This window comes from Flavobacterium sp. AK-345, assembly GCF_058310175.1.
The window spans coordinates 12,817-34,316 of record NZ_JBZEER010000005.1 but is presented as its reverse complement, the minus strand read 5'-3'; the positions used below and the strand labels follow the sequence as shown (position 1 = coordinate 34,316).

The window sequence follows — 21,500 nt, the reverse complement described above, 5'->3', positions numbered from 1 at the left end:
AGGTTTAATCTACCTTTTAATTTTTTTAGAATTCAGATTGCTCTTCTTCTTTTGCAGGTGGAGGGGTAGTTGTTGTAGCTGCCGGTTTTTGTTGTGCTGGTGCCTGTGTTTGGGTTTGCGGTCTGTAAACCGGAGCTTCAACCGGAACCGGAACTACTTTTGGTTTTGTTGGAAAATAAATTTCAGTTACTAATTTCGACGGACTTTTTACATCCAATTTGCTAACCGTTAAAATTTCAAGATGTGACCATCCCAATTCAGGAACAATTTTTTCATTGTTTATAAAAGCTCTTGTTTTTACAATTGCCTCATTAGTATGCGAGTAATCGCCGGTCAATGTGGTTTTTACAGCTTCGAAACTATTTAATTTTCCAGCTAAAATATCACTTCCTGCGCTAATCGAAATCTCTTTATTGATTGGCAAACAAATAGAAATTTTTGCCAAACCTGTTGTTATATCGTAAGTATGATATATAATAAATGGTTTTCCATTATTATGTAATCCGTTAGTCTGGCTAAAATGAATCAGTTTCGGAATTACGACTCTGGCATTTTTATTTACTTTAGAAATTTCACTCGTAAAAGTTTGTTTAATATAAGGAGTCTCTGTTTTTTTAACAACACCATTTACTTTTACAGTAAAAGTTTTAGTTTCGTAATCTAAGTTTTTGTCAATGTTAGCAAGACTTTTTTCATAAATAGTACCAATAACATTATCAGATCCGCCGTTTAAAGCGGTATAGATTTTAAATAAAAAACTCATTGTTCCTTTGGCTTTCCAGGTTACAACAGTTTTACCTGCCAAAGTATCTTTAAAAGTCCAGTTTACATCAGCTTCTGTGCCGTCAAATTTCATTTTTTGCTGAATACTCTCGCCGTCTTTTGTTTTAAGCGTAATCGCACTTCCTATTCCTTCAGCGCCTTCCCATGAATAGGAAGCTCCGTTTCCGATAGTTTTATTTGGAAAAGTCATTCTCATTGAAGGATCTTGCAGAGACCATGATTCAAAATCTTCATAATTTCTAAAATCATTTACATAGTTATAAACTGTAGCTCGGGATGAATTAATCACCTTGCTTCTTTCAATAGAAAAAATTCCTTTTTGAGTAGCAACAAATACAGTTAGGGCAACTAGAGTTAGTAATAATAATAGAAATAGATATTTTAAAATCTTCATCGTGCAGGTTATTTGGTTCGTAAAGTTATAAATTTTATTACTAGTCTGGCGAATAGCGCAAAAATAAAACGGTACTTTTTAGTTATAATATGATCAATAAAAATATTTAGACAGAACGGTAATAATAAAAACTTAAGTATAAATCTCAGGCTTCTGTCTTTATATTTTAAATATAGAAATAAATTCCGGAATTACCTTTTAAAAAAGATTTTGATAACAAATAAAATCGCAATAAAAAGTAAGAAACCAATTAATACTTTGTAATTTCCTTTGTAAAAAATTTTGTGCAGTGCAAGATCTTTTCGGTAAGCAAAAATCATAACGATTACAAATGCGATAAAAAAACAGACTGCGAATATTAATTGTCCCTGACTAAACATAAGTTGAAATTATTTTTGACAAATTTAGAGAATTGTATATGAATAGTTGCTAATTTGGTACTCCATTTAACTAAATAAAATCATGAAGAAACAAATAGATGCTGTAAAAGAATTTCATACGGCTTTTAAAATAGGACACAGCGAAACACCAATTGCAGATTTGGGCGAAACTAAAAAATACCTTCGTTATAATTTAATGAAAGAAGAAAATGAAGAATATCTCGATGCAGTGCAAAAAAATGATTTAGTCGAAATTGCTGATGCTCTTGGAGATATGATGTATATTTTATGCGGAACAATTATTGAACACGGTTTGCAGGATAAAATTGAAGCCGTTTTTGATGAAATTCAGCGTAGTAATATGAGTAAATTAGGCGAAGACGGACAGCCAATTTACAGAGAAGATGGGAAGGTAATGAAAGGCCCGAATTATTTTAAACCTGATTTTTCTAAACTGTTATAAAAAAACTTGTTGCCACAGATTAAAAGATTAAAAAGATTTTTTCACGCAGATTTAAGCAGATTTTGTTATGCTGTTTGAGTATAATTTATCAGGAATGATATAAAATGAGAATAAAATCTGCTTTAATCTTTTTAAATCTGCGTGAAAAATATACCACATAGCTATTGGTGTTTAGAATAAGTAAAACGCCTTTTTTTAAGCTTTAAAAAATCTATGTTTCTATGTGTTAAAATATTTTACAATTTTAATATAATAAAATAGAAAACCCGACAAATTTAGAATCTGTCGGGTTTGTTTTTATAAATATCTTTTGATTATTGAACTTTAACCGTCCATCCAAAAGTATCTTCAGATAATTTATTTTGAAGATTTGTTAGTTTCTCTTTTAATAAAGAAGCATATGAATTTTCAATAGGATCCATTTCATAATAAACATCCTGATAGGAGAATCCTTTAATTACACTAATTACAGCAGCAGTTCCAGCTCCAAAAATTTCTTTCAAAGATCCGTTTTTAGCAGCTTCTACCAATTCTGAAACAATAACAGGACGAACTTCTATATTTAATCCTTCTTTTTCTGCCATAGCAATTAAACTTTTTCTGGTAACACCATCCAAAATTCTTTCACTTGTTGGAGCAGTCAATAAAGTATCATTAATTCTAAAGAAAACGTTCATTGTTCCCGCTTCTTCCAATTTAGTGTGCGTTGCATCATCTGTCCAGATAACTTGTTGAAAACCATCTTTGTTTGCCAAATTAGTTGGGTAAAACTGTGCAGCATAGTTTCCAGCCGCTTTTGCAGCACCAATTCCACCATTTGCAGCTCTACTATAGTGTTCAGCAATAATTACTTTTACTTCGCCACCATAATATGATTTTGCAGGAGAAAGTAAAATCATGAATTTATATTCGTCAGAAGGATTTGCAATTACGCCGGGTCCTGTAGCAATCATAAAAGGACGGATATACATACTGCTTCCATTTCCTCTCTGAATCCATTCCTGATCAATTTTCAATAATTCATTTAAACCTTCCATGAAGATGTCTTCTGGAACTTCAGGCATTGCCATACGAACCGCAGAATTGTTGAAACGTTTGTAGTTTTCATCAGGTCTAAACAACCAAACATCATTGTTTTCATCCTTATAAGCTTTCATTCCTTCAAAAATAGCTTGTCCGTAATGGAAGACTTTTGAAGATGGATCCATTAAAATAGGAGCATAAGGCTTAATGACAGGATTTTGCCACTCTCCATTTTTAAAATCACATTCAAATAAATGGTCTGTAAAAACAGCACCAAAGCTTAAGTTTTCAAAGTCTACTGCGCTTATTTTAGACGAAGTAGCTTTTCTGATTTCAATTTTGTTTGTTTGAGTTGTACTCATAGTAATGTATGTTTTTTATGTAATGTTCATCTCAATAAAATGAATCTAAAGTGATGATTTGGTGTTAAATAGGTTTTATTCAATGCAAAATTAAGTAAAATTATACAATTTGCTTGGTAAAACTGCATTAATTCCTGTGTTTAATTGAGATTTATTTATCTTATAATAAACGGAAATAAAATACTTAGTTTTATAAAGAATTTATGAAAAAACAACCGAATTTTAAGGCTTTACGCATTTGTTTTGAGTAAATTTGACTAATAAAATGGGTTTTAAACGAATAAAATCCTGCTAGTAATCTCAAAAAAGTGGAAAGAGAAATAATTAAAACGCTAGATGGCTCAACGACAATTCATTTGAAAGAATGGGATGAATGTTACCATTCTAAACATGGCGCAATTCAGGAAGCAAAACACGTATTTATAAAAAATGGACTTTCATTATTTGGTGATAAACCCGTTTCGATTCTTGAAATTGGTTTTGGTACCGGACTTAATGCTTTTATTACTTTTCTGGAAGCAAACCAAAAACAGCAAAATATAGATTATGTAGGGGTAGAAGCATATCCTGTTGATGGAAGTGAAGTTTTGGAAATGAATTATGTGACAGAACTCGGCGCATTGGAATTCGATAACATTTTTGAAAAAATGCATAAATGTGAATGGAATAATAAAACCGAAATTAGTGCCTGCTTTTCGTTAACTAAAAGGAAACAATTTTTTGATGAAATAGACGATTATGAAATTTTTGATTTGATTTACTTTGATGCCTTCGGATATAGAGTTCAACCGGAGTTATGGAGTACAGAAATTTTTCAGAAAATGTATAATAGTTTAAAGCCAAATGGTGTTTTGGTAACTTATGCTGCCCGAGGAGTTGTTAAAAGGAGCATGATTTCGGTAGGATTTACCGTAGAAAAGTTAGCCGGACCACCAGGAAAGCGTGAGATGTTTAGAGCGACTAAAAGCACTTAAATCAGTTATTTAGAATAGTTCTATATTGATTTATATTTATTAAGAAAACGGTTTCGTTGCTAAAATTTTTAAAAAAATAAGTTAAAAAGCATCTTTATGTGTGATATTTGTTTACATTTGGTGCGAGTTTAGAAATATAAATAACCCCCATATTCATATTTTATTATGTCAAAAATGATGTTTGATTACACGAAATCAATACTTGAGAGAGTAAGTTTCGATCCGATACTTTTCTGTAAAGAACTAGAAAAAGCTATCAAAACGCTGTTACCATACGAAATGGAGCAATTACAAGAGTGGTTATTAAATTTTATTATTGAAAAACCAGAACTAAAACCAAGTTTACTACTCATCAAAGTATAAAAAAAGGAGCCTAATCAGCTCCTTTTTTATTTTATTTCTTTTGATGCAGCGGGCTAATGATTTGTACATTTTGAAAAACAATTGCACCTTTTACAACTCCGGCAATTGTAGACCTGAGAGCGTCAATAATTTGCATTTTTAATTCGCTCTTTGGGTAAATTAAACTTACCTCGCGGGCAGGTTTTGGTTCCTTAAAGTTTCGTAGTTTCAGTTTATCGGAATCTTTCAAATCTAAGGTGTGCAAGTACGGAAGTAACGTTGTGCCCAAACCTTCATCGGCTAATTTTATAAGGGTTTCAAAACTTCCGCTTTGAATCTGAAAATTATTTTGTTCTACATCAGTTCCGTTTTTGCATAAATTTAAAATTCCGTCTCTAAAGCAATGTCCATCCTGCAAAAGCAAAATTTCGTTGATGTTTAAATCGGCAACTTCAATTTCGTCCTTTTGAAAATTAGCATGCTGTTCCGGAATATAAGCTACAAACGGTTCGAAGTACAAAACAATTTCTTTAATTTTTTCATCTTCTAATGGAGTAGCGGCAATCGCAGCATCAAGATGTCCGTTTTTTAATTTTACAATAATTTCATCCGTATTTAATTCTTCAATTAAAAGCTTCACTTTTGGATATTTCTTGATAAAATTATTTAAAAACATAGGTAAAAGCGTTGGCATAATCGTCGGAATAATTCCTAAACGAAATTCTCCGCCAATAAAACCTTTTTGCTGTTCTACAATATCTTTAATTCTATCAGCTTCATTTACAATATTTTTGGCCTGATTTACAATCTTTTGACCAATTTCTGTAAGTTGGATTGGTTTTTTTGTTCTGTCGAAAATTAAAATATTCAATTCTTCTTCAATTTTCTGAATCTGCATGCTTAAAGTGGGTTGCGTAACAAAACATTTTTCGGCAGCAAGGGTAAAATTTTTATGTTCGGCTACAGCTAATACATATTGTAATTGAGTTATCGTCATTTTGATAGTAATTTTTGATACAAAAATAAGAAAATATAATTTTTTTTTATACTTTTTTTAAAGAACTTCCTCTAAATTTGTAGTAAGTTACTGTAAAAACAATAAAAACATGAAAACAAATATTTTAGGATTACCTGTAAAAGAGTCAGAATTATTAGTAAAAGAGCTAAACGTTTTATTATCAAACTTTCAGGTTTATTATCAAAACTTAAGAGGAATTCACTGGAATATTAGAGGAAAACGTTTCTTTGATTTACACGTAAAATTCGAAGAATTATATACAGATTCACAATTGAAAATTGATATGATTGCCGAAAGAGTCCTGACCATAGGCGGAACTCCGTTGCATACATTTGAAGATTACATTCAAAATAACAAATTAACGGTTGGAAAAAACATTTCAAATGATGAGAAAGCGGTTCATTTAATCGTTAATTCTTTATCTGATTTATTAAAAATTGAAAGAGAAATTCTTAATAAAGCTGCAGAAATCAATGATGAAGGAACAAATTCTATGATGAGTGATTTCATTGCCGAACAGGAAAAAACAATTTGGATGATGAATGCCTGGCTTGAAGAAGAGTTGTAAAAAGCTCTTTATAAATAAATTAGAAACAGAATGGTTAATTAAACATCATTCTGTTTTTTATTTTTGTTAAATTTCTATAAAATTTTACGTTCTTCGCTTTGATTTTATTTGTTTAACGCTATTTTTGCCACAATGAAATTAGTTGCTCGCATATTATTATTCATATTTATTGCCTTCTTATCAACTCCTACAGTAGTAACGTTGATGAAGAAATGTAATAATACGTCTTTATCTTTCAGTTTTTCTGAAGAAGAGCATTCACATAAAGAACTTAAAGCAACTGTTCATCCGGCAATACTTCAACATGAAGTTTTATTGCCTGCTTATATTGAAAAAAGAACAATAGTTTCTGAAAATATTGCCAAACTTGATAATATTTCTCAGAGCATTTTTGCTCCACCTCCCAACTTGTCATAATACTTCCGATTATTTAAAAAACTGTATTCTATCATAAATACAGTAGATCTTTTATGTATCAATTATTAGTATTGTATTATGTCAAAAAAAATTAATCTTTTTGCCAACCTTAAATCTGATTTTGCTTCAGGTTTAGTGGTTTTTTTGGTGGCTCTTCCGTTGTGTTTAGGTATTGCAATGGCTTCTGGAGCGCCTTTATTTTCTGGAATTATCGCAGGTGTTATTGGTGGTATTGTGGTTGGGTTTTTAAGCCAGTCACATGTTAGTGTATCTGGTCCCGCAGCTGGTTTAACAGCTATAGTTTTAACCGCAATCACTGATTTTGGTGCCTTCGATGTATTTTTAATGTCTGTTTTTATTGCCGGGGCAATTCAGTTAGCATTAGGATTTTTAAAAGCCGGAAGTATTTCAAATTATTTTCCAACCAATGTTATCGAAGGAATGTTAGCAGGTATTGGTATCATTATCATCCTAAAACAAATTCCGCATGCTTTTGGTTACGATGCTGATTTTGAAGGCGATCAGGCATTTATTCAAAATGATGGAAGCAATTCATTTTCATTTTTATTCGATGTTATCAATCATATTCAGTTAGGGGCAGTGGTTATTTCATTAATTTCGCTGGCGATTTTAATTTCGTGGGATAAAGTTCCTTTTTTAAAGCGATTAAAATTAGTTCCGGGTGCGCTTATTGCTGTTATTTTAGGAGTAGTCTTAAATGAAATTTTTATTGCTACCGGAAGCTCTTTGGCGATAGCAAAAGAACATTTGGTTTCTTTACCGGTTCCAAAATCTTTTGATGAATTTAAATCTATTATAGTTACGCCAAATTTTTCTGCCGTAACAAATCCACAGGTTTGGGTTGTTGGTGTTACCATCGCTATTGTTGCTTCTATCGAAACTTTGTTGTGTATTGAGGCTTCAGATAGAATGGACGTTCAAAAACGTTATACTGATACCAATGTTGAACTTAGAGCTCAGGGAATTGGTAATATAGTAAGTTCACTTTTAGGAGGTTTGCCAATGACATCTGTTGTAGTAAGATCTTCAGCAAATAACAATGCCGGGGCAAAATCTAAAATGTCGGCAATTATTCACGGTGTACTTTTATTAGTAAGTGTTTTGTCTATTCCGGCACTTTTAAACAAAATTCCGTTGGCTACTTTAGCAACTGTTTTGATTTTAGTTGGATATAAATTAGCAAAACCTGCAACGTTTTTCCATTTCTGGGAAAAAGGAAAATATCAGTTTGTGCCATTTATTGCCACTTTGGTATTTGTTGTAGCGACCGATTTATTAAAAGGTGTGGCATTAGGAATCATCATCAGTATTATTTTTGTATTGAGAGGAAACCTGAAAAGAGCCTACAGCTTTAAAAAGGAAGAATACGAAGACGGAGATGTTATTCATATCGATTTGGCGCAGGAAGTTTCATTTTTGAACAAAGCGGCAATTAAATTAACATTGAGTGAAATTCCTGAAAATTCAAAAGTAATCATCAATGCTCATGATACGGAATATATTGCTCATGATGTTCTTGATTTAATTCGCGAGTTTAAAGAAACACGTGCAATTGACGAAAATATTAAGGTGAAACTGAAAGGTTTCAAAAAAGCGTATGAATTAGAAAATACGCCGGATAATAACAATCACGTTTCGATTGAACATTATTATGATGTTGCAAAAAGAGCGCTGGTTAAGAAAGAAGTTACAAAAGAACAATTTTAAAACAATTAAATAAATTTTAGGTATTTCTAAAGTGAAGAAATATCAGAATTTAGGTAACTTTACAAAAAGTAGTCTTTATTGATATTTTTAGACACTATAAATGCCATTATAAAATAGTAATACATTATGAGAGAATTTTATCAAAAATTATTAGACAACAATAAAGAATGGGTTGAAAAATCATTAGCATTAGACCCAAATTATTTCGCAGATTTAGCAAAAGGACAAACACCGCCATTGTTATGGATTGGATGTTCTGACAGCCGTGTTCCTGCAAACGAAATTATTGGTGCTAAACCGGGTGAAGTTTTTGTACACAGAAATATTGCCAACATGGTCGTACACTCTGATATGAATATGTTAAGTGTTTTGGATTATGCAGTAAATGTTTTGAAAGTAAAACACGTTATTGTTTGCGGACATTACGGTTGTGGTGGTGTAAAAGCTGCAATGGGAAATATGTCTGTTGGAATTATTGATAACTGGATTCGTCATATTAAAGATGAATATCGTTTACATGATAAATATTTAAATTCAATTGAAGACGAAACAGAACGTTTTAATGCTTTTGTTGAAATTAATGCTAAAGAACAAGTTTACAACTTAGCCAAAACATCAATTGTACAAGGTGCGTGGAAAAATGGTCAGGATTTAATGCTTCACGGATGGGTTTACGGTTTAAATTCTGGTTTTGTAACCGATTTGAATGTAAATATTGCTTCGAATGATGAATTAGACGAAGTTTACCAGCTTAGTAATTTATAAGAAATAAAAAATCGCCTCAAAAGGGCGATTTTTTTTATTCGTTTTCGTCTAGATTTTCATTAAATGCCGATGGTAACATGGTTGGAATAAACTTGATTAAAATCGGTAATAACAAACTTCCTCCCGGAAGTAAAAATATAGTAAGCGACGGGATCGTTTTACAGATATCCAAAATCTGTTTTTTTACTTTTTTCTTTTCTTTCGCATCCAGATCCCTCGTTGTAGAATGAGCCAAAAGAACCATTAATTCTTTGCTTTGAACAATTTCCCTAACAAGTCTGTTTTTATTTCTTATAATCAGTTTTACAACCGTATGCGTCATTTGGTCGTAAAAATGCTTTACTGGGTTTGAGTAATTAAAATAAGGAATTTTATGTTTATGGGTTGTAATAAAACTATGTGTAGTATCAATACTTTGTGTTACAAAATTATCAGAAACACGCAACATCGATCCTAATGAATATAGAAAATAAGCTTCTTCATTTTCTACAACACCATCGCTCCATAAAGCCATTCCTGCCATATCAATCAAATAGTATTGCTCTAATCTGTTGATGAAATAGTCTAATTGTAAGGTTTCTAAAGTCTCAACAGTAACTTTTGAAAATTTTGAATAGCGAATAGAAGCCTCAAAAAGTTTAATCAATAAATCGTCATGTTGTGATTTTACTGTTTTGGTTTTTAAAGCCAAACCAACAATACCAAGTACCGTTTCTTCAATTCGTTTTAAATATTTCTCGGGAATTTCACCATGAGCCAAATACTGTCTGAAAGCCAAAACATCTATAAACAACAAAGCGTTGGTTACCAAATGCGAAAAGTTTTTACTAATAATACTATCATTAGTCTGAACTCTTTCATCGATTATATTTTCTAAAGAAAGGGAAGGAGTATCTTTTGGAAGTAAAATTTTAAAAAGATTAAAGCCCTCAGGATTCATTTCATTGTAGAACCTTAAAACCTCTGCAATAAAATTCTTTGGTTCGGAATTTCTTTTTTCTAAACAAAAAACACCATATAAAGTATTTAATAAGGCAATTTTAGAAATTTCGGTTTTAAACCAGCCTTTTATCGGAATTGGAATTTGGGAATCAATCGAAATAATGTGCCCATAGATAAAGCCGGTTTCTCTCACTTTGTAGTAAAAAGAATCCACAGTTTCAAAAGGAATTGCTTCTGAGAACTTTTGTTCGCTAAAAAATTTATCGATCCAGCCGGGTGCCGATGGGTTAATCATTATTACTAGTTTGAGGCTACAAAGCTATATCTTTTTCTTGTGGTATGTTTAAATTTTAAATGAAATAACCACTAAATTTTGTGAAAAAATAGTGGTTATTATGCTTTTACTTGATAATTCCTGCACAAGCCGCTCGACCGCCTGCATTTCCGGTTGGCTGAGTGGTAAAATCATCCGTTCCCTGATGCACGATTAAACCTTTTCCTAGTATATTTTTGGTTTCATCTTCACAGCCGATACACCATTCGTCAGTAGTCAATGTGATAGAACCATTACCTTGGGCATCTGCGGTAAAGTTTCCGATATCACCTTTGTGATACTCTCCAACTTCCCATTTTCCGTGCTTTTTAAACGTTGGATTCCAGTGTCCACCTGCAGAACTTGCATCAGCTGCAGAACAATCTGCTTTTTCGTGAATGTGTATAGCGTGAACTCCGGGTTGTAATCCGGCCATTTTTGCTGTAAATGTTACTTTTCCATTTTTCTCAGTAAAAGTTGCTGTTCCGGTAACAGTGCTGCCACTTTTTGGTTCCAGTGCAACCGTTAAAGTTTTAGCATCATTAGATTTTGTACTTGTTTTACAACCAACAATTAAGGCTGTAATTATAGCGAAAGAGAGGATTATTTTTTTCATTTTTAAGGCATTTAATTAAATAATAAGTAAATTTAGCATAAAATTACTGAAACTCTCTGAGGCCAAAAGTTAAAAAAAACCAAAACTATTGGTTTTGCTTTGTTCCTGTTTTTATAAAAATGATTCAGTTCTGGGTACGATTTTACGTAAATAATTTAATTGAAATTTTAAATTTAATCAGTAATATTATGATAAAGAATGCTTTAATTTTAGTTTTTTTAGGGCTTGTATCGATCTCATGTAAATGCACAAAAACAGGTACAGTTTCTAAACTTGACGGAACCTGGGAACTTAATTATATTTCAGGACCAAGAATTGCTTTTGATGGTTTATACCCAAATAAAAAACCAACAATAGTTTTTGACTCAAAAGAAAACCGTGTTTCGGGTAATAGCAGCTGTAATTCATACACAGGAAAATTGAGCGTTGACGGCAACAAAATTGATTTTACACAACCAATGGCAATGACCAAAATGATGTGTGGAGATGGGCAAGGGGAGCAGACGTATATCAATACGCTGCAAAAAATAACTTCGTACGATATTACAGATGATGGCAAAACACTGAATTTAATGTCCGGTGATATTGCCATGATGCGATTCACTAAAAAATAGAAATCATGAAAAGGGTAGCCATTTTATTGATGCTGTTTTGTTTCTTTAGTTTTGATGGTTTTGCGCAGGAAAAAACCAAAAAAGAATTAAAACAAGAAAGAGAACTTCAAAAACAAAAAGAAATTGAAGCACTTATCAATTCTAAAAATTTTGTTTTTGATGCAGAGAAAGCGTATCCGCAAGGAACCAGAATGCTTAATTTAGATTACAATACTTATTTTATAAAATTTACTTCAGAAAATGTAGTTTGCGATTTGCCTTTTTTTGGAAGAGCATTCAACGTAGGGTATGGGGCAGATGGCGGAATAAAATTTAAAGGAAAACCGGAAAACATCAAAGTAGAACAAAAGGGAAAAAAATACCTGATCAAAACAACCGTTAAGGGAACAAATGATGTGTATGATCTTTTGTTTACTATTTTTTATGATGGCGGTACATCGGTTAGTATCAATAGTAATAACAGAGCATCCATTTCTTACGATGGAAGAATTCGTGCTCCGAAAGAGAGCGAAACTAAAAAATAAAAAAACGGCAGTTATCTCTAAGGCAACTGCCGTTTTTTATTCTTTTAAAAGAATTTATTTAGCTGTTTTAACTTCATAAATAGCATTAAGCATTCCGTTTTTTGGACTATCCAAGGTAAGTTCCCAGAACATAATTCCGCCTAATTTTTTAGCTTTTACATATTCAGTTTTTGCTTTGATAGACTTAATATCATCAGATGTTGCAAATGTTTTTGTACCCGCATTATACCAATATGGTGCTTGTGCTTTTTCATCATAAAAATATTTCCAGCCATTTGCTTCTGTATAAGTTGTAGCAAAGTTTTTGAAATCAGCGCCCTGAATATGTTCTCCGGCTTGGTATAGGCCATTATTTACGTTTTCTACATTTTTCCATGTTCTCGAATAAAAGGCACCGCCAATAATTAGTTTTTCAGCAGGAACTCCTTGTTTTAGTAAAAAAGTAACCGCTCTGTCTGTAGATTCTTCATTAGGATTTGTGCTGTATAATGGCGTATGATGTCCTGTAACTTTAGAATAACCGTTTACCAAATCGTAACTCATAATATTGATACGATTTACTAATGGTGTAATTGCTTTCCAGTCGATAGATTCGTCAAGATATTTTTGAAAACCTCCGGCAGCAAAACTCAATTCGTATTTTTTTCCTAAAGTAGAACGCAGTATTTTGATTAATTCTGTAAAATTAGGTTTATCGGCAGGTTGAAATAAATGACCCGGAAGTCCTTCAATTGCAGGATATTCCCAATCAAGATCTAAGCCGTCAACTTTAAAATAAGTACTTACTTCTTTTACGGATTTTGCAAATTTCAATCTTCCTTCAGCAGTCGAAAATGCTGCAGAACAAGGTTCGCAACCTCCCCAACCACCAAGTGAAAGTACAATTTTTAGTTGTGGATTTGAAGCTTTTAAGGAAACCAGATGTTTAATTGTAGTAGAATCTTTAGCAGAATCTACACTTAGTTTTCCGTCTTTTAGATGACAAAAACTAAAAATAATTTGATTTAGTTTGTTTACTTCGTATTCGTTAATTAGTTTATCATCACCAGTATAGTAAGCAATGACATCCATTTTTTTATTTTTTTGTGCAAAAAGATTTGTAGTAAGAGCACAAAATAATAAAAGGGCAATCAGGTTAATTTGTTTCATTTTTAAGCTATTAGTTTTTTGAAATGCTAAATATAAAACATTAGAATATAAAAATTGCTATAGAATATGTAACAGAATTGTAATTTTAATAAAGATTTGTGAAATGGTTCGCATGATAATGTAGAGGCGCACAGCAGTGCGTCTTACACAAAGCGGAGACGCACTGCTGTGCGCCTCTACAATATGGTGAAAAAAAAATTCACATAGTGAAAAAAAAAAAATAAACCCGCACTGTTTCGGATTAGTGCGGGTTTAAACAAATTAAAAGCTAAAAACTATTTTTGTATTAGAAGCAGTATTCGTTTTCTGCAACTAATTTATTGGTAATTGTTTCTCTTAGTGCCACTACGTTTGGCAAGTTGGTGTATTTTGTAAAACGTTTTAATCCCATTAACATCATACGTTGTTCGTCACCTTCAGAGAAAGAAGCGATTCCTTCTTTTCCTCTTAAATTTACGATATCTACAGCTTTGTATAAGTATAATTTTGCCATAGCAATTTGCTCTTGTACTTTAGCTTCACCTTGATTTTTGGCTAATTTTTCAGTTCTAAGAATAGTACTTTCAGCCATATAGATCTCGATTAAGATATCAGAAGCAGCCATTAATAACTGTTGGTGAGAATCTAAATCCGGACCGTATTTTTGAACAGCGCTTCCGGCAACCATTAAGAAAACTTTTTTCAGGTTAGCTATGATTCCTTTTTCTTCAGCAAATAATTCAGAGAAATCAGGAGTATCAAAAGATGGAATTCCCATTAATTCTTCCTGAACTTTCATTGCAGGTCCTAATAAATCAACGTGACCTTTCATAGCTTTTTTGATCAGCATACCTACAGAAAGCATTCTGTTGATTTCGTTTGTACCTTCATAAATACGAGCGATACGAGCATCTCTCCAGGCACTTTCCATTGGAGTGTCTTCAGAGAATCCCATTCCACCAAAAACCTGAATTCCTTCGTCAGCACAATTCTGAACATCTTCAGAAACAGCCACTTTTAGGATAGAACATTCGATAGCATATTCTTCAACACCTTTCAATTCAGCTTCCTGATGACTTGTGCCTTCTGCTTCACGGGCAGCGATTCTGTCTTCGATATCTTTTGCAGCTCTGTAAGAAGCACTTTCTCCGGCATAAGCGCTAGTAGCCATTTCAGCTAGTTTAGAACGAATTGCTCCAAAGTTTGAAATTGCAGTATTAAACTGAATTCTTTCGTTAGCATATTTTACAGCTCCAGAAGTAACTCTTCTTTGTGCATCAAGACATGCAGCAGCCAATTTAATACGACCAACGTTTAATGCGTTCATTGCAATTTTGAAACCGTTTCCTCTTTCAGACAACATGTTTTCAACCGGAACTTTCGTTTCGTTGAAGAAAACCTGACGTGTAGAAGAAGCACGGATTCCTAATTTATGCTCTTCTTCATTCATAGAAATTCCGTTAGACGGATCGTTTTCAACGATGAAACCTGTAATGTTTTTATCATCTCCAATACGGGCAAAAACGATGAAAACGCTGCAGAAACCTGCATTCGAAATCCACATTTTTTGTCCTGTAATTTTATAATGCGTTCCATCTTCAGATAAAACAGCTTTTGTTTTTCCTGAGTTAGCATCAGATCCTGCGCCTGGTTCTGTTAAGCAATAAGCTCCAAACCATTCTCCGGAAGCCAATTTCGGAACGTATTTTTTCTTTTGTTCTTCAGTTCCATAAAGTGTAATTGGCATAGTTCCAATACCTGTATGCGCTCCAAAAGCAGTTGAGAAAGATCCTGTAGCACCAGAAATGTAATCGCAAACCAACATTGTTGATACGAATCCCATTCCTAATCCACCGTATTCTTCCGGAACAGCAACTCCAAGAAGTCCCAATTCACCAGCTTTACGCATACTTTCTTCAGTAAAAGCGTAATCTTTTTTCTCAAAGCGATTTTTGTTAGGCCAAATTTCTTTGTCTACAAACTCCTTCACAGAGTCACGCATCATTAACTGCTCTTCCGAAAAATCTTCTGGTGTAAAGATATCTTCGCACTTTGTTTCTTTAACTAAAAACTGACCACCACGGGTTACGTTTTTTTCGATTGTATCTGCCATTGCTTTTGTTTTTTTAGGTAAAAGATGAAAGAATCAAGAAGAAAGATTTTTGTCTAACTTACTTATGAAACCCGTAGTCATCTTTTGAAATTCAATTATTTTGTTTTCTATTTCTTCTGTTTTTTCCTTTGTTAAATACTCATTCTGATACGCTATTAACAATTGTGTTTGCAATTCAAATGAAGAACCTAAACTAATATTCAAATAATGTTGAAAATGTTTATTTCCTCTGTTTGAACCTTCTGCAATATTTGACGGCATCGAAACGGAGCATCTGTTCATTTGACTTGTCAAGCTGTATATTTCGAATTTTGGAAAAGTTAATGTTAGTTTATAAATATCATTTGTAATATTCATAGCTAAAATCCAAATTTTCAAATTCTTAAAATTATGTCTCATGTTTTTTAAGCCAAGGTAAAAAAGTATGAATTTAAAAAGTAAGTTTTTTATTACTCTTATCTCATTCTCCTCAAAAAAATCTTTCCTCTTGCTTCTTGGCTCTATTCTCTCTTTTAAAGAACCTCGTAAATCCCTGCAGAACCTTGTCCAGTCCCCACACACATAGAAACAATTCCGTATTTATTACCTCTGCGTTTCATCTCATCGAATAACTGAACAGAAAGCTTAGCGCCTGTACATCCCAGAGGGTGACCTAAAGCGATAGCTCCACCGTTTACGTTTACGATATCAGGATTTAAACCTAATTCGCGAATTACAGCCAAAGACTGAGAAGCAAAAGCTTCGTTTAATTCAACTAAGTCAATATCTTTCAATTCTAAACCAGCTTGTTTTAAGGCTTTCGGAATTGCTTTTACAGGACCGATACCCATAATTCTTGGTTCAACACCAGATGAAGCAAAATTTACTAATCTGGCAATTGGCTCAAGATTCAATTCTTTAACCATGTCCTCACTCATGATTAAAACAAAAGCAGCACCATCACTCATTTGTGATGAGTTACCTGCTGTAACGCTTCCGTCAGCAGCAAAAACAGGTCTCAATCCGGCTAAAGCGGCAACTGATGTTCCGGCTCTTGGACCTTCGTCTTGTTTAACAACGTATGATTTAGTTTCTTTTTTTCCATTTTCATTGATGAAAGTCTGGTCAACAGTAATCGGAACGATTTGTTTGTCGAATTTACCTTCAGCCTGAGCTTTCAACGCTTTCATATGAGAGTTGTAAGCAAACTCATCCTGATCTTCTCTTGAAATTTTATATTGGTTGGCAACCGCTTCAGCCGTTAAACCCATTCCCCAATAGTAATCTTCGTGACCTGCAGCAGCAACTTTATAATCCGGAGTTGGTTTGTAACCTCCCATTGGAATAAAACTCATGCTTTCAGCTCCACCAGCAATGATACAATCTGCCATTCCAGATTGGATTTTAGCAGTTGCCATTCCGATAGTTTCTAATCCGGATGCGCAATAACGGTTAACCGTTACACCAGGAACGTCTTCAACTTTTAATCCCATTAAAGAGATCAAACGTCCAACGTTAAGTCCTTGTTCTGCTTCCGGCATGGCATTTCCTACCATAACGTCATCGATACGTTTTTTGTCAAAATCAGGCAGTTCATCCATCATAAACTGAATAGTTTCTGCTGCTAATTCATCAGGTCTTTTAAATCTAAAAACCCCTTTTGGTGCTTTTCCAACTGCGGTTCTATATGCTTTTACTATATATGCTGTTTTCATTTGTTTTGTTTTTTTAAGATTTTTAGAAGAAAGAGGCAAGAAGCAAGAGAAAAGACAAAACTAGTTTTGAAGTCTTGCTTCTTGCATCTTTGTTCTATTTTTCTAATTACGAAGTGGTTTTCCTTTAGTTAACATATATTGAATTCTTTCTAAAGTCTTTCTTTCTGTACATAAACTCAGGAAAGCTTCACGTTCGATATCTAATAAATATTGCTCAGAAACTAAAGTTGCTTCAGATAAATCACCACCGGCCATTACATAAGCCAGTTTGTTAGCGATTTTTTTATCGTGCTCAGAAATGTATTTTCCAGCTTCCATTTGGTCTGTTCCAACTAAGAACATTCCAAGTGCTTGTTTACCTAAAACCTTAACATCAGTTCTTCTGATAGGTTGTGTATAACCAGCTTCTGCCATTAACAAAGCATGTTTTTTAGCTTCGGCAATCTGACGGTCTTTGTTTACTACGATAACGTCTTTTCCATGTTGAAGAAGTCCTGTATCAAAAGCTTCATAACCAGAAGTCGAAACTTTTGCCATAGCGATTGTTAAGAAATACTCTTGAAGTACGTTCAATTCCACGTCGTTTTTACGGAATAAATCTGAAGCTCTTAATGCCATTTCTTTAGATCCACCACCACCAGGAAGTACACCAACACCAAATTCAACCAATCCCATGTAAGTTTCTGCGGCAGCAACCACTTTATCAGCGTGTAAGCTCATTTCGCATCCACCGCCAAAAGTCATTCCGTGAGGTGCTACAACAACAGGAATAGAAGAGTAACGAACGCGCATCATCGTGTCCTGGAACAATTTGATAGCCATGTTCAATTCGTCATATTCCTGCTCAACTGCCATCATGAAAATCATTCCGATATTAGCTCCAACAGAGAAATTTGCTGCCTGATTACCAATAACCAAACCTTGATATTCTTTTTCAGATAAGTCGATTGCTTTATTGATAGCCTGAAGTACATCGCCACCAATTGTATTCATTTTAGATTGGAATTCTAAGTTTAAAATTCCATCTCCTAAATCCTGAATGATTGCACCACTATTGCTCCAAACTTTTTTGCTTTCGCGGATATTGTTCAGAATAATAAATGCATCTTGTCCAGGAACTTTTACTTGTGATTTTGTTGGAATGTTATAGAAATAAGTTGCTCCTTCTTTAACAGAATAGAAACTTTCGCTTCCAGAAGCAAGCATTTCTGTAACCCATGCAGCAGGCTCTAAACCTTCTGCTTTCATGATTTCGATTCCTTTGGCAACACCAATTGCATCCCAGATTTCGAATGGACCATTTTCCCATCCAAAACCAGCTTTCATGGCATCATCAATTTTATATAATTCGTCTGAGATTTCAGGAATTCTGTTTGACACATAAGCAAACATTCCAGAGAAACTCTTACGGTAGAATTCTCCCGCTTTGTCTGTTCCTTTTACTAAAACTTTAAAACGATTGATTGGTTTATCAATAGTTTTTGTTAGCTCAAGCGTCGCGAAATTTGCTTTTTTAGCAGCGCGGTATTCTAATGTATCTAAGTCTAAAGAAAGAATATCTTTATCTACTTTTTTATAAAAACCTTGTCCAGTTTTGCTTCCCAACCATTTGTTTTCCATCATTTTGTTGACAAAATCAGGAAGTTTAAACAAATCGTGTTGTTCGTCTGTTGGGCAGTTTTCATAAATACCATTGGCAACGTGTACCAAAGTATCTAAACCAACAACGTCAACGGTACGGAAAGTAGCCGATTTTGGACGACCAATTACCGGACCAGTCAATTTATCCACTTCTTCAATCGTTAATCCCATTTCTTTTACCAAATGAAATAAACTCTGAATGCCGTAAATACCAATTCTGTTTCCAATAAACGCCGGAGTATCTTTAGCAACAACCGAAGTTTTTCCTAAAAATTTAGAACCGTATTCGTTTAAGAAATCCAATACTTCATTCGACGTTTTTGGACCAGGAATAATTTCAAATAATTTTAAGTAACGCGCAGGGTTAAAAAAGTGAGTTCCGCAGAAGTGTTGTTGAAAATCTTCGCTTCTACCTTCGCTCATAAAATGAATCGGAATACCAGAAGTGTTTGAAGTAACCAAAGTTCCCGGTGTACGGAATTTTTCAATTTGTTCAAATACCAGCTTTTTGATATCCAAACGTTCTACTACAACTTCAATAATCCAGTCAACATTGGCAATTTTTGCTATATCATCAGTCGTATTTCCAGTCGTGATTCGGCTTGCAAATTTTTGACTGTAAATAGGAGACGGTTTCGATTTTAATGAATTCGCTAAGTGCTCGTTTACCACTCGGTTGCGAACAACTTTGCTTTCAAGCGTTAATCCTTTTTTAGTTTCAGCTTCTGTCAACTCGCGTGGTACGATGTCAAGCAGTAAAACTTCAACACCAATATTGGCAAAATGACAAGCTATTCCTGAACCCATGATTCCGGATCCAATTACAGCAACTTTTTTAATCGTGCGTTTCATAGTAGTTAATATTTGTTTTTTATTTGAATTTGAAGTTTCCCGTTTTGATAAAAATCGGGTTATTCATTTTCTATTTTTCTGTTTGGGTAAATATGTTTTTGTCCTGAATTAATTCGTTTATAATTTCAGAAACTTCGATAAAATGTTTCAGTTTTTCGTCAGAAACATGTTTTCTAATTGTTTCATTAAATTTCAGAACTGTATTTTTAGATAAATCTCTTTTTTCTTTTCCAAATTCAGTCAGGTAAATTAAAACACCGCGACCATCACTTGGGTTTTTTTTGCGAACAATCAAACCTTTGTCTTCCATAGATTTCAATGTTCTGGTAAGGCTCGTAGCTTCCATTCCCATTCTTGGCCCTAAAGCTGTCGACGGGGTTCCTTCTTCTTTATCAATACTTAAAAGAGCAAATCCGGTCGCCATTGTTGCGTCGTATTTGGCTGCTTCTTCATTATACATTCTTGATACAGCTTGCCAGGTGGCTCTTAAAATATAATCTATCGTTTTGTCTTTCATATTGTAACTATATCGATTTCAAATATAATCAAAAAATACTATGCATGCATATAATTTTTTAATAAATTTTTGGTTAGTAAAAAAATCCCTCTGAAATAGAGGAGTTTAGGGTTAGTTTTGGAATTGAAATATACTATTCTTTTTTGAGATTTATACAAATTTAAGATTCTAAAAAAAGATTATGCCTCTTAAATAGGTCTTTAATTATTCTTTATGTAAAATAATAAGAGTTTAAATGCGAATAAATTTTATTCATCATAACGATTTAATGCCTTTTGAAGTATCTTTTTCATGCGATTTCGCAGGTTTTCCGGACGCAGAATTTCAATTCCGTCGCCAAAACCCAATAAAAGGCGTTCCATTTCATAATTAGGCGAAATAAACAAATGCACAATAACACTTTTATCTTCGTTTTCCTGAATCAGTCTTTGACTTTGATGCAAGGGTTTCGTTAATACATAAGGTGCATTTTCAGGGTTTATCCAAAGTTCAATGCGTCGTGGCTGCAAACCAGAATTTACCGTTACGCCAATGATATTCTTATAAAATGATTCAGCATCAAAATCTTCTTCCAAATACGGAAGATTAAAATCATAATCAATCGCAATAATTCTATCCAAAGCCAAATTGCTAACAGGAGCAGAACCTTTTTTCTTCCCGATAAGAAACCAGCGATTATTAAATTCCTTCAAAATAAAAGGATGAAAATGAAACTTACTTTCCTCAATAGATTTAAATGATTTATACGTAATAACAAGTGTAACCTTTTTAATAATCGCCTGATAAATTTCGTCCAGATAATGAAGTCCTTTTAAATTGTCGTTTTTATCGAGATAAATAACCGGTTTGGTATGCGATTTTTCGGCATAGATTTTATCCTCCAAACGCTGCAGAATATCTGATACATCATTAAATAAGGAGAAATCCTTAAATTGTTTCAACATCGAAACCGTCTCCGTTAAAACATTCATATCCGTTTCCGTCAGCGGAATATCCGTTATCGAAAATTCATCGTCTTCATATTTGTAATACTTTTTATCGTAAACCACAATTGGCGCGTTATAACCCAGTTTTTCACTTCGCATCAACTGAATATCCATTTGAATAGTTCGTTTGCTAATAGAGTTTTCGCGGCCTTCGTATTCAAACAAAGCTTCAGAACAAGCTTCAATCAAATCCTCCAAAGTCCATTGCCGGTATTTATTTTGTAGACATTTGTCTATCGTTTTATACCGAATTAAAGCGTTTTTATTTTGAGACATTTTTATATGTTTAAACTTTAAATTATGAATTGATTTTGATTTACTTTCTCATTATTTTGGTGTAAAT

General features: G+C 33.3%; 22 protein-coding genes. 9 read left to right on the top strand and 13 right to left on the bottom strand.

Going from position 1 to position 21,500, the window contains the following annotated elements; all coding sequences use genetic code 11:
- Positions 1 to 25: 25 nt before the first annotated feature.
- Both AC4FQ3_RS10850 and AC4FQ3_RS10845 read right to left on the bottom strand, forming a co-directional pair.
- Positions 26 to 1,177, bottom strand: a complete 1,152-nt coding sequence (locus AC4FQ3_RS10850) for an SRPBCC family protein (protein WP_491181862.1) — start codon at positions 1,175 to 1,177, stop codon at positions 26 to 28.
- Between the two features lie 191 nt (positions 1,178 to 1,368).
- Entirely contained in the window at positions 1,369 to 1,557 is a 189-nt protein-coding gene (locus AC4FQ3_RS10845) for a hypothetical protein (protein WP_042563119.1), read from the bottom strand.
- 82 nt (positions 1,558 to 1,639) lie between these two features.
- Here AC4FQ3_RS10845 and AC4FQ3_RS10840 point away from each other — a divergent pair, with 82 nt between their 5' ends.
- Positions 1,640 to 2,020, top strand: a complete 381-nt coding sequence (locus tag AC4FQ3_RS10840) for a pyrophosphohydrolase domain-containing protein (protein ID WP_042563118.1) — start codon at positions 1,640 to 1,642, stop codon at positions 2,018 to 2,020.
- A 314-nt stretch (positions 2,021 to 2,334) separates the two neighbouring features.
- On the opposite strand, the gene AC4FQ3_RS10835 is transcribed toward AC4FQ3_RS10840, so the two are convergent.
- Positions 2,335 to 3,405 (bottom strand): branched-chain amino acid aminotransferase, encoded by a 1,071-nt coding sequence (locus AC4FQ3_RS10835; protein ID WP_491181861.1) that lies wholly within the window; start codon positions 3,403 to 3,405, stop codon positions 2,335 to 2,337.
- Positions 3,406 to 3,713: 308 nt separating this feature from the next.
- Here AC4FQ3_RS10835 and mnmC2 point away from each other — a divergent pair, with 308 nt between their 5' ends.
- Positions 3,714 to 4,379, top strand: a complete 666-nt coding sequence (mnmC2, locus tag AC4FQ3_RS10830) for a tRNA (5-methylaminomethyl-2-thiouridine)(34)-methyltransferase MnmC2 (RefSeq protein ID WP_491181860.1) — start codon at positions 3,714 to 3,716, stop codon at positions 4,377 to 4,379.
- Positions 4,380 to 4,544: 165 nt separating this feature from the next.
- Positions 4,545 to 4,742: a hypothetical protein gene (locus tag AC4FQ3_RS10825; RefSeq protein WP_042563115.1), complete on the top strand. Its 198-nt coding sequence runs from the start codon at positions 4,545 to 4,547 to the stop codon at positions 4,740 to 4,742.
- A 31-nt stretch (positions 4,743 to 4,773) separates the two neighbouring features.
- On the opposite strand, the gene AC4FQ3_RS10820 is transcribed toward AC4FQ3_RS10825, so the two are convergent.
- Complete coding sequence (locus AC4FQ3_RS10820) at positions 4,774 to 5,718, bottom strand: LysR substrate-binding domain-containing protein (protein ID WP_073395279.1); 945 nt, start codon at positions 5,716 to 5,718, stop codon at positions 4,774 to 4,776.
- Between the two features lie 109 nt (positions 5,719 to 5,827).
- Here AC4FQ3_RS10820 and AC4FQ3_RS10815 point away from each other — a divergent pair, with 109 nt between their 5' ends.
- The 4 genes from AC4FQ3_RS10815 to can all read left to right on the top strand — a co-directional run bounded on the left by AC4FQ3_RS10815 (position 5,828) and on the right by can (position 9,217).
- Complete coding sequence (locus tag AC4FQ3_RS10815; protein ID WP_042563113.1) at positions 5,828 to 6,307, top strand: Dps family protein; 480 nt, start codon at positions 5,828 to 5,830, stop codon at positions 6,305 to 6,307.
- A 204-nt stretch (positions 6,308 to 6,511) separates the two neighbouring features.
- Positions 6,512 to 6,724, top strand: a complete 213-nt coding sequence (locus AC4FQ3_RS10810) for a hypothetical protein (RefSeq protein WP_242607161.1) — start codon at positions 6,512 to 6,514, stop codon at positions 6,722 to 6,724.
- Positions 6,725 to 6,802: 78 nt separating this feature from the next.
- Positions 6,803 to 8,452: a SulP family inorganic anion transporter gene (locus AC4FQ3_RS10805; RefSeq protein ID WP_042563111.1), complete on the top strand. Its 1,650-nt coding sequence runs from the start codon at positions 6,803 to 6,805 to the stop codon at positions 8,450 to 8,452.
- A gap of 126 nt (positions 8,453 to 8,578) precedes the next feature.
- Entirely contained in the window at positions 8,579 to 9,217 is a 639-nt protein-coding gene (gene can, locus AC4FQ3_RS10800) for a carbonate dehydratase (protein WP_042563110.1), read from the top strand.
- Between the two features lie 34 nt (positions 9,218 to 9,251).
- On the opposite strand, the gene AC4FQ3_RS10795 is transcribed toward can, so the two are convergent.
- A complete protein-coding gene (locus AC4FQ3_RS10795; RefSeq protein WP_491181859.1) occupies positions 9,252 to 10,454 on the bottom strand; it encodes an LETM1-related biofilm-associated protein in 1,203 nt (400 codons plus the stop codon).
- Positions 10,455 to 10,560: 106 nt separating this feature from the next.
- Positions 10,561 to 11,088, bottom strand: a complete 528-nt coding sequence (locus AC4FQ3_RS10790; protein ID WP_491181858.1) for a superoxide dismutase family protein — start codon at positions 11,086 to 11,088, stop codon at positions 10,561 to 10,563.
- Between the two features lie 188 nt (positions 11,089 to 11,276).
- On the opposite strand from AC4FQ3_RS10790, the gene AC4FQ3_RS10785 reads away from it, so the two are divergent.
- Positions 11,277 to 11,702 (top strand): META domain-containing protein, encoded by a 426-nt coding sequence (locus tag AC4FQ3_RS10785; protein WP_491181857.1) that lies wholly within the window; start codon positions 11,277 to 11,279, stop codon positions 11,700 to 11,702.
- Positions 11,703 to 11,707: 5 nt separating this feature from the next.
- Entirely contained in the window at positions 11,708 to 12,226 is a 519-nt protein-coding gene (locus AC4FQ3_RS10780) for a DUF4251 domain-containing protein (RefSeq protein WP_491181856.1), read from the top strand.
- A gap of 54 nt (positions 12,227 to 12,280) precedes the next feature.
- Here the strand turns inward: AC4FQ3_RS10780 and AC4FQ3_RS10775 are convergent, their stop codons facing one another.
- The 7 genes from AC4FQ3_RS10775 to AC4FQ3_RS10745 form a co-directional block, all read right to left on the bottom strand.
- The gene (locus tag AC4FQ3_RS10775; protein ID WP_491181855.1) at positions 12,281 to 13,375 is read right to left on the bottom strand and encodes a glycoside hydrolase family 18 protein; all 1,095 of its coding nucleotides are present in this window, start codon (positions 13,373 to 13,375) and stop codon (positions 12,281 to 12,283) included.
- Between the two features lie 286 nt (positions 13,376 to 13,661).
- Positions 13,662 to 15,467 carry an acyl-CoA dehydrogenase FadE gene (locus AC4FQ3_RS10770; RefSeq protein ID WP_302097021.1) on the bottom strand — a complete coding sequence of 602 codons (1,806 nt, stop codon included), beginning with the start codon at positions 15,465 to 15,467 and terminating at the stop codon, positions 13,662 to 13,664.
- 33 nt (positions 15,468 to 15,500) lie between these two features.
- Positions 15,501 to 15,866, bottom strand: a complete 366-nt coding sequence (locus AC4FQ3_RS10765) for a four helix bundle protein (protein ID WP_491181854.1) — start codon at positions 15,864 to 15,866, stop codon at positions 15,501 to 15,503.
- Between the two features lie 113 nt (positions 15,867 to 15,979).
- Complete coding sequence (locus tag AC4FQ3_RS10760) at positions 15,980 to 17,161, bottom strand: acetyl-CoA C-acyltransferase (protein WP_073395273.1); 1,182 nt, start codon at positions 17,159 to 17,161, stop codon at positions 15,980 to 15,982.
- Between the two features lie 102 nt (positions 17,162 to 17,263).
- Entirely contained in the window at positions 17,264 to 19,654 is a 2,391-nt protein-coding gene (locus AC4FQ3_RS10755) for a 3-hydroxyacyl-CoA dehydrogenase/enoyl-CoA hydratase family protein (RefSeq protein WP_491181853.1), read from the bottom strand.
- A 70-nt stretch (positions 19,655 to 19,724) separates the two neighbouring features.
- Positions 19,725 to 20,171: a MarR family winged helix-turn-helix transcriptional regulator gene (locus AC4FQ3_RS10750; protein ID WP_042563102.1), complete on the bottom strand. Its 447-nt coding sequence runs from the start codon at positions 20,169 to 20,171 to the stop codon at positions 19,725 to 19,727.
- Between the two features lie 248 nt (positions 20,172 to 20,419).
- The gene (locus AC4FQ3_RS10745; RefSeq protein ID WP_491181852.1) at positions 20,420 to 21,433 is read right to left on the bottom strand and encodes a helix-turn-helix transcriptional regulator; all 1,014 of its coding nucleotides are present in this window, start codon (positions 21,431 to 21,433) and stop codon (positions 20,420 to 20,422) included.
- Between the last annotated feature and the right edge of the window lie 67 nt (positions 21,434 to 21,500).

Excerpts from the sequence above, each read along its gene's own strand:
- AC4FQ3_RS10850 (WP_491181862.1), bottom strand. The coding sequence starts at position 1,177 with ATGAAGATTTTAAAATATCTATTTCTATTATTATTACTAACTCTAGTT.
- AC4FQ3_RS10845 (WP_042563119.1), bottom strand. The coding sequence starts at position 1,557 with ATGTTTAGTCAGGGACAATTAATATTCGCAGTCTGTTTTTTTATCGCA.
- AC4FQ3_RS10840 (WP_042563118.1), top strand. The coding sequence starts at position 1,640 with ATGAAGAAACAAATAGATGCTGTAAAAGAATTTCATACGGCTTTTAAA.
- AC4FQ3_RS10835 (WP_491181861.1), bottom strand. The coding sequence starts at position 3,405 with ATGAGTACAACTCAAACAAACAAAATTGAAATCAGAAAAGCTACTTCG.
- AC4FQ3_RS10825 (WP_042563115.1), top strand. The coding sequence starts at position 4,545 with ATGTCAAAAATGATGTTTGATTACACGAAATCAATACTTGAGAGAGTA.
- AC4FQ3_RS10820 (WP_073395279.1), bottom strand. The coding sequence starts at position 5,718 with ATGACGATAACTCAATTACAATATGTATTAGCTGTAGCCGAACATAAA.
- AC4FQ3_RS10815 (WP_042563113.1), top strand. The coding sequence starts at position 5,828 with ATGAAAACAAATATTTTAGGATTACCTGTAAAAGAGTCAGAATTATTA.
- AC4FQ3_RS10810 (WP_242607161.1), top strand. The coding sequence starts at position 6,512 with ATGAAGAAATGTAATAATACGTCTTTATCTTTCAGTTTTTCTGAAGAA.
- AC4FQ3_RS10805 (WP_042563111.1), top strand. The coding sequence starts at position 6,803 with ATGTCAAAAAAAATTAATCTTTTTGCCAACCTTAAATCTGATTTTGCT.
- can (WP_042563110.1), top strand. The coding sequence starts at position 8,579 with ATGAGAGAATTTTATCAAAAATTATTAGACAACAATAAAGAATGGGTT.
- AC4FQ3_RS10795 (WP_491181859.1), bottom strand. The coding sequence starts at position 10,454 with ATGATTAACCCATCGGCACCCGGCTGGATCGATAAATTTTTTAGCGAA.
- AC4FQ3_RS10790 (WP_491181858.1), bottom strand. The coding sequence starts at position 11,088 with ATGAAAAAAATAATCCTCTCTTTCGCTATAATTACAGCCTTAATTGTT.
- AC4FQ3_RS10785 (WP_491181857.1), top strand. The coding sequence starts at position 11,277 with ATGATAAAGAATGCTTTAATTTTAGTTTTTTTAGGGCTTGTATCGATC.
- AC4FQ3_RS10780 (WP_491181856.1), top strand. The coding sequence starts at position 11,708 with ATGAAAAGGGTAGCCATTTTATTGATGCTGTTTTGTTTCTTTAGTTTT.
- AC4FQ3_RS10775 (WP_491181855.1), bottom strand. The coding sequence starts at position 13,375 with ATGAAACAAATTAACCTGATTGCCCTTTTATTATTTTGTGCTCTTACT.
- AC4FQ3_RS10770 (WP_302097021.1), bottom strand. The coding sequence starts at position 15,467 with ATGGCAGATACAATCGAAAAAAACGTAACCCGTGGTGGTCAGTTTTTA.
- AC4FQ3_RS10765 (WP_491181854.1), bottom strand. The coding sequence starts at position 15,866 with ATGAGACATAATTTTAAGAATTTGAAAATTTGGATTTTAGCTATGAAT.
- AC4FQ3_RS10760 (WP_073395273.1), bottom strand. The coding sequence starts at position 17,161 with ATGAAAACAGCATATATAGTAAAAGCATATAGAACCGCAGTTGGAAAA.
- AC4FQ3_RS10755 (WP_491181853.1), bottom strand. The coding sequence starts at position 19,654 with ATGAAACGCACGATTAAAAAAGTTGCTGTAATTGGATCCGGAATCATG.
- AC4FQ3_RS10750 (WP_042563102.1), bottom strand. The coding sequence starts at position 20,171 with ATGAAAGACAAAACGATAGATTATATTTTAAGAGCCACCTGGCAAGCT.
- AC4FQ3_RS10745 (WP_491181852.1), bottom strand. The coding sequence starts at position 21,433 with ATGTCTCAAAATAAAAACGCTTTAATTCGGTATAAAACGATAGACAAA.